The following is a 6,269-nucleotide window of genomic DNA, read 5'->3' on the forward strand; positions in this document are numbered from 1 at the left end:
TCCCTCCCGTCTGCGGACGGGAGGGTACTTTTACATGCCGGAAAGGGCGATGAAGCCCAGGGCAAAAACGGCCAGCAGCGCCGTCTGCCCCACCAGGGCCGCGACCGGACGCGGCCCCAGGACCGCCATGTCGCGCAGACTGGTTTTCATGCCCAGCGCCGCCACGGCCAGGACCAGGCATCCCCTCGACACCTCACCCAGGCCCGCCAGCACCGGCGCCGGCAGCAGGCCCGCACTGTTGACCGCCATCAGGGCCATGAAGCCCAGCAGGAAAAGCGGGATGACCGGCAGGCTGGCTTTCCGGGCCCCGTCTGCCGCCCGGTCGCGGAAGATCCAGGCCACGGCCATGACCACCGGCACCAGACAGGCCACCCGCATCAGCTTCACAATGGCCGCCACCTCTGCCGCATGGTCGGAAATCAGGTATCCGGCCCCCACCACCTGCGCCACATCATGGATGCTGGCGCCAAAGAACAGACCAGCCTGCGCCTCCGTCAATCCCAGCAGCCGGGCCAGCAGCGGATAGGCCAGCATGGCAACCGTCGACAGGGCCGTAACGCCGACCACCACCAGCAGGGTCGGCTTCTCCGCCTGCTGTTTGGCCGGCAGGGCGGCGGAAATGGCCAGGGCGGCGGAGGCGCCGCAGATGGCGACCGATCCCGCCGACAACAACGCATGTGCCGGCGGCAGCTTCAACAGGCGGCCAATGGCATACCCACCCGTCAGGGTGACCAGCAACCCGGAAACGGCCAGGGCCACAGCCCCCCAACCCAGGCCCAGCATATCGCCCAGGGTGACCTTGGCCCCCAGCAGGGCCACGCCCAAACGCAGGATCGGCTTGGTGGCCATGGTAATGCCCGGCACGCAGCGCGCATCGGCGGCCAGGAAATTCAGGCCCATGCCAAAGACCAGGGCATACAGCATGACCGGCCCGCCCTGCCACGCCGCCATATGGGCCGCTGCCAGCGCCACGATGGCGGCCAGCAGCAATCCCGGCAGCACGTCGCGTCCCCGCCGGACCAGCGGATGGCGCGTCGGCTGGCTGGTCCACGGGGCGAAGGTCATCGGGCCAGCGTCCTGGACGCCATCATGGTGCGGCGGTCACGATGGGTGACCATGCGTTCATGCAGGCGGCGTATCGCATTGCTTCCCGTCTTCACGAACAGGAAGGGAAAGATGCCGTGAAGGATGCAGGCCAGCGCCGCGAACAGCATAGTGAAGCCGAAGGAAAAGGCCTGCCCCATATGGGCCAGATAGCTTTCCCCGACAGAGGCCGGATGTTCGGTGAACAGTCGGTTCAGCATGGTTTCTCTCCCTGCGCCTGATACAGAGAAATCCTACCATCGCATCACCGCGATTTTTGTCTAAACTTTGTGACACGGCCTGGGGTTATGTGCGATTTTGTTCCAAGATCATGCCATGATGGAGAAGATTTTGGATCAGATCGACCGCAAGATTCTGGCCACATTGCAGGAGGATGCCGCCGGCTCCGTCGCGGAGATAGCGGAACGGGCCGGGGTGTCGCAAACACCTTGCTGGCGCCGCATCAAGCGGCTGGAGGAAGACGGCATCATCCGCAAACGGGTGGCTTTGCTGGACCCCGCCAAGCTGAACCTGGGCCTTACCGGCTTCATTCTGATCCGCACCGCCTCCCATTCAGAGGAATGGCTGCGCAAGTTTGCCGATGGTGTCTGCCGTATGCCGGAGGTGACCGAACTTCACCGCATGTCGGGCGATATCGACTATCTGGTGAAATTCATGGTGGACAGCATCGCGGGCTATGACGCGCTGTACAAACGGCTGATCAAGGTGGCGGAACTGTCGGACGTGTCGGCCGGTTTCTCCATGGAATGCCTGAAATACACGACGGAGCTGCCGCTGGATTATATCCGCGAGTGAGCATCCGATCGCTGATGCATCATCTGGCGGATGGTCTGCTGCACCGGATGCGGCACCTCGTCGAACCCGACATGCACGCCCGCCCCACTGACCCCACGGATGGAGGCGCGGACGGCGCCGATCCCTTCCAGATGCAGCTTGCCGCTGCTGCCGGGCGTGAAGATGCCGGTTTCCACCCCATGCAGCAGGCAGCCTTCGACCGACAGGTCCATGGTGCGACCGGTCACTTGGCCCTGGCCGAATTCGGCATGGAAACCAACCGACATTGGCAGACGCACCGACCGGCGGCGGTCGCCGGCGGTGGACTGGCGCAGCACCTCCTTCACGCGGCGGCGCAGACCCGACAGCATGTCGTTGACGCCTGCCGCCATTTCCCGCACTTCCGCCGCCGTCTCGCCCGTCATGCGGGCATGGTCCAGCATGCCGCCGGCCTGATCGGCAAGCTGCCGCGCCTGATCGGCGGCGGACAGGGCGCTGCTGGAAATTTCGGCCGTGGCCTGCCGCTGCTGTTCAGTCGCGTCCCGGACCTGAGCGGAGATATGGTCGACATGACGGATGTCGCGGACCATGCCATCGACCGACCGGCCCGTGGCATCGGTAGCCTGGCGGATATCGCCGGCCTGAACATTCACGGTCCCGATCGCCTCCTCCGTCTGGCGGGCCAGGCTTTTCACCTCCCCCGCCACCACGGCGAAGCCACGGCCCGCGTCGCCGGCACGCGCCGCCTCGATATTGGCGTTCAGGGCCAGCAGCTTGGTCTGCGCGGCAATGGTCTGGACTAGGCGCACGACATCGCTGATGCGGCCCGTCGCCTGTGACAGGCCGGACACGATGCGGGCGGCATCGCTGGCCTGCCGCGCCACCGTATCGGTGACGCTGGCGCTCTGCGCCACCTGGTCGGCGATGGCGTGGCTGGCGGCTTCCAGTTGTTCGGTCGCGGTGGCCACGGCCTGCACATCGGACAGGGCGTGGGATGCGGCCTCAGCCATGGCGGCGGCGGCGTCATGCAGTTCGCTGGCAATGCCACCCAGCCGGTCGGCGCTGTCCACCATGCGCACGGCCTGGGCCGCCACGTCGGACACGGTCTGATCGATATCGGTTTCGATCCGGTCGGTCAGTTGCAGCAATTCAAGTTTCAGCCGCGTCGCCTCCCCGCTTTGCGCATAGGCGGAAATGGCCAGTTCCATGTCCAGCAGCGTCGCCCGCAGCACCGCGGTCATGGCCGCCCGCGTGCGTTCCTTGTTCCAGCGGCAGTCCAACAGCAGCGCGACGATATCATCCAGGAAATGCGCATAGGCGCCGATATACCAGCGTGGTTCCAACCCGATCCGGTCATGGGCCTGCCCCACCCGCTTGGCGCGGGCAAAAAAATCTTCATCGAACCGGCCCGCAAACAGGTCACCCCAATGCGCCACCTGGGCATTGGTCAGACGCTCCACCCGACCCTCGGTCGCGATCATGGGGGCCAGTCTGTCAACATCGGCCAACCGTCGGTAGAAGCCGGCCGCCACCCCCGGCAGTGACGGCATCAATACCTGTCGTGCGTCCCGCAACGCCGCCCGCGCCGACGCGTCCAGCCGAAAAAAATCCAGGCGTTCGTCAACAAAGGCGGTATCAGGGGCGCAGTCCTTGGGCATGGCGCGAACTCCGGCGGCGGCAGGGGGCAGGGTTGTCGCGCACCATAGGGCCATCGGCGATCATGGCATTGACGCATCTCAATCCGTGATGGAAAGGGACAGACCTGTCATCATTATCCGACGCTTGCAAACTGGTTGAATTCCGTGAAATTTGAGAACCGGGTCCGTTGACCCCTGGCCGCCTTCACGAACGGGTGTTCCATCGTGGCAGATCGCAAGCCGACGATCATTGATGTGGCACGTGCCGCCGGTGCGTCGATCAAGACCGTTTCCCGCGTCATGAATAATGAACGCTATGTCAGCGCGGAAACGCGTGAACGTGTTCTCAAGGTCATGGCGGATTTGCAGTTCCAGCCCAACAAATCGGCGCAAAGCCTGAAGGGCGACAAATCCTATCTGATCGCCCATGTCTATGGTGATCCTGGCGGCCCCTATACGGGGCAGATCCAGATGGGCCTGCTGACCCGTTTCCGCGACCAGGGATACCACCTGCTGATCGAAGAGATCGATTATCGCGGCGATGATGTGGAGGACCGGGTCAGCAAGCTGGTCAACCAGTTGAACCTGGATGCCGTGGTCCTGACGGCACCTGTGACGGATAATGATACGGTGATCGGCGTCATCGAACGCGCCGGCATCCCCTATGTCCGCGTCACGCCGCAGCATGAACGCGAGGGCGGGTCATCCGTCCGCATCGATGAACGCGCGGCCAGCAACGACCTGACCATGCATCTTCTGGCCTTTGGCCACCGGCGCATCGGCTTCATTAAGGGCCCGGAACATCATGCCGGCACCCGGCTGCGCTATTCCGGTTATTGCGACGCGCTTCGGGAATACGGGCTGGAGCCCGATCCGGAAATCGTGGAACAGGGCGGTTTCACCTATCGTTCCGCCCTGCCCTGCGCCCGACGCCTGCTTTCCTTGCCGGAACCGCCGACGGCCGTCGTGGCATCGAACGATGAAATGGCCGCCGCCGTGCTGTCGGTCGCCCATGATCGCGGCCTGTCGCTGCCGGGCGACCTGTCTGTCGTGGGTTTCGACGATATCGAACTGGCCGAAATGGTCTGGCCACCGCTGACCACGGTCAAACAGCCCATCCACGACATGGCGGACGCCGCGGCGGAGATTCTGGTCAACATCCTGACCCGCAAGAAGCAACCGGGGGAAACGCCGCCGGTTGCCCATCGCGTGCTGCCGCATCATGTCGTCATCCGCCGGTCCACCGCCCCACCCGCGCGGCGGTGAACCGGCCGGTTCGGATCAGAAATCCCGTTCCGCGCGGCAATGGTCGCGCAGGAACTGGGCATGGCTGGGCAGCCCGGAAACCTGCGCCTTCAGCAGCGGCGCAGACCGGTCCAGGGTTTCGGTGATCACGCTCATGGGCAGCTTGTCCACAAACGGCTGATAACGCGCCGGCCGCACGCCCATGCCTTCATAGACCGATTGCCATGAGGCGGCGCCGAACAATTCCTCCAGCCCCTGGCGCAGGATGCCCGTTGACTTGAACAGATCCATGCGGGCGCGCAGCGACGCCGGGATGGGCGTGCGCTGGGCCGCGCGCCAGAAGGGTGTGTCGTCGCGCTGGGTCGTGCAGTAATGCAGCACGATGAAATCCCGCACCTCCTCATATTCCGCCGCCACACGCCGGTTGAACTCCGTCTGCAATGACGGGTCGCAATCGGCATCGGGGAAGAAGCGGAACAGGTAATCGACAGCGCGATAGACCAGATGGATGGCGGTCGATTCCAGCGGTTCGATGAAGCCGGCGGCCAGGCCCAGCGCCACGCAGTTCTTCTCCCACATCTTGGCCCGCATGCCGGTCTTGAAGGGGATGATGTTGGGCTCGATCAGGGGGCGGCCCTTCACCTGACGCATCAACGTCGCCACTGCCTCGTCGTCGGACAGGAAACGGCTGGAATAGACATAACCGTTGCCGGCCCGGTGCTGCAGCGGGATACGCCAGCGCCAGCCGCAATCCTGCGCCTGTGACAGGGTATAGGGGTGGACGTCGGCATCGTCGTCGGTATTTTCCGTCTGCACCGCGACGGCCCGGTCGCACAACAGTTCATCCGCCCAGGAGACATAGCCAACGCCCAGCGTCTGGCCGATCAACAGGGCGCGAAAACCCGTGCAATCAATGAAGAAATCACCGTCGACGCTTTTGCCGTTGGCCAGATCCAGGCCGGCAATGGCCCCGTCGGGGCGGGTACGCACGCGGGTGATGCGTCCCTCCGTTCGCGTCACGCCCCGTTCCTCGGCATAGCGGCGCAGATATTGCGCCACCCGCTTGGCATCGACATGCAGCGCGTAGGACGCCGACGCGATCAGGGTACGCTGCGCCTTGAAGGGCAGCATGAACTTCATCTGGTCGGCCATGACCGTGGCGGCCGCGAAATCCTGCAGTTCCGACGCATGGCCCGACGCCTTGGCCCGCAGCCAGCATTGATAGAATTCGTGATTGTCGATCAGCCCGCCCAGGCTGCCGAACGGATGGTAATAGTGCTGGTTCTTCTTGAACCAGTCCTCAAACCGGATGGCCAGCTTGAAGCTGGCATTGGTCGACTTGATGAAATCCTGTTCGTCGATACCCAGGCTGCGCAGCAGCACGACGAAGGGCGGGATGGTGCTCTCACCCACGCCGATGGTGCCGATCTCGTCGGATTCCACCAGTTCAACTGCTGTGCCCGTCCCCTTGGTCATGAAGGACAGCATGGCGGCGGTGATCCAGCCGGC

At 64.3% G+C, this 6,269-nt stretch carries 6 protein-coding genes; 2 read left to right on the forward strand and 4 right to left on the reverse strand.

The genetic code is table 11. The annotated features are described in order from the left end of the window. Nucleotides 1-30: 30 nt before the first annotated feature. Entirely contained in the window at nucleotides 31-1,065 is a 1,035-nt protein-coding gene (locus KBA48_RS21870) for a putative sulfate exporter family transporter (protein ID WP_292910348.1), read from the reverse strand. Next, the gene (locus KBA48_RS21875; RefSeq protein WP_292910350.1) at nucleotides 1,062-1,304 is read right to left on the reverse strand and encodes a DUF6356 family protein; all 243 of its coding nucleotides are present in this window, start codon (nucleotides 1,302-1,304) and stop codon (nucleotides 1,062-1,064) included. Before KBA48_RS21875 ends, KBA48_RS21870 begins: the two co-directional genes overlap by 4 nt. A 115-nt stretch (nucleotides 1,305-1,419) precedes the next feature. Between KBA48_RS21875 and KBA48_RS21880 the strand changes: the two genes are divergently transcribed. Continuing rightward, nucleotides 1,420-1,899, forward strand: coding sequence for an Lrp/AsnC family transcriptional regulator (locus tag KBA48_RS21880; RefSeq protein WP_367273862.1), 480 nt, complete (start codon nucleotides 1,420-1,422; stop codon nucleotides 1,897-1,899). Here the strand turns inward: KBA48_RS21880 and KBA48_RS21885 are convergent. Beyond that, nucleotides 1,884-3,536: a protoglobin domain-containing protein gene (locus KBA48_RS21885; RefSeq protein ID WP_292910352.1), complete on the reverse strand. Its 1,653-nt coding sequence runs from the start codon at nucleotides 3,534-3,536 to the stop codon at nucleotides 1,884-1,886. The genes KBA48_RS21880 and KBA48_RS21885 overlap by 16 nt on opposite strands. 204 nt (nucleotides 3,537-3,740) lie before the next feature. Between KBA48_RS21885 and KBA48_RS21890 the strand changes: the two genes are divergently transcribed. Next, the gene (locus tag KBA48_RS21890; RefSeq protein ID WP_292910354.1) at nucleotides 3,741-4,781 is read left to right on the forward strand and encodes a LacI family DNA-binding transcriptional regulator; all 1,041 of its coding nucleotides are present in this window, start codon (nucleotides 3,741-3,743) and stop codon (nucleotides 4,779-4,781) included. Nucleotides 4,782-4,796: 15 nt separating this feature from the next. Here the strand turns inward: KBA48_RS21890 and KBA48_RS21895 are convergent. Next, the coding region (locus tag KBA48_RS21895; protein ID WP_292910356.1) for a tryptophan halogenase family protein at nucleotides 4,797-6,269 on the reverse strand (1,473 nt) is incomplete at its 5' end.

It is taken from the genome of Niveispirillum sp. (assembly GCF_017996735.1).
In the GTDB taxonomy this organism is placed as follows: Bacteria; Pseudomonadota; Alphaproteobacteria; order Azospirillales; family Azospirillaceae; genus Niveispirillum.

Coding starts and splice junctions, on each gene's coding strand:
- KBA48_RS21880 (WP_367273862.1), top strand. CDS start 1,420: ATGATGGAGAAGATTTTGGATCAGATCGACCGCAAGATTCTGGCCACA.
- KBA48_RS21885 (WP_292910352.1), bottom strand. CDS start 3,536: ATGCCCAAGGACTGCGCCCCTGATACCGCCTTTGTTGACGAACGCCTG.
- KBA48_RS21870 (WP_292910348.1), bottom strand. CDS start 1,065: ATGACCTTCGCCCCGTGGACCAGCCAGCCGACGCGCCATCCGCTGGTC.
- KBA48_RS21875 (WP_292910350.1), bottom strand. CDS start 1,304: ATGCTGAACCGACTGTTCACCGAACATCCGGCCTCTGTCGGGGAAAGC.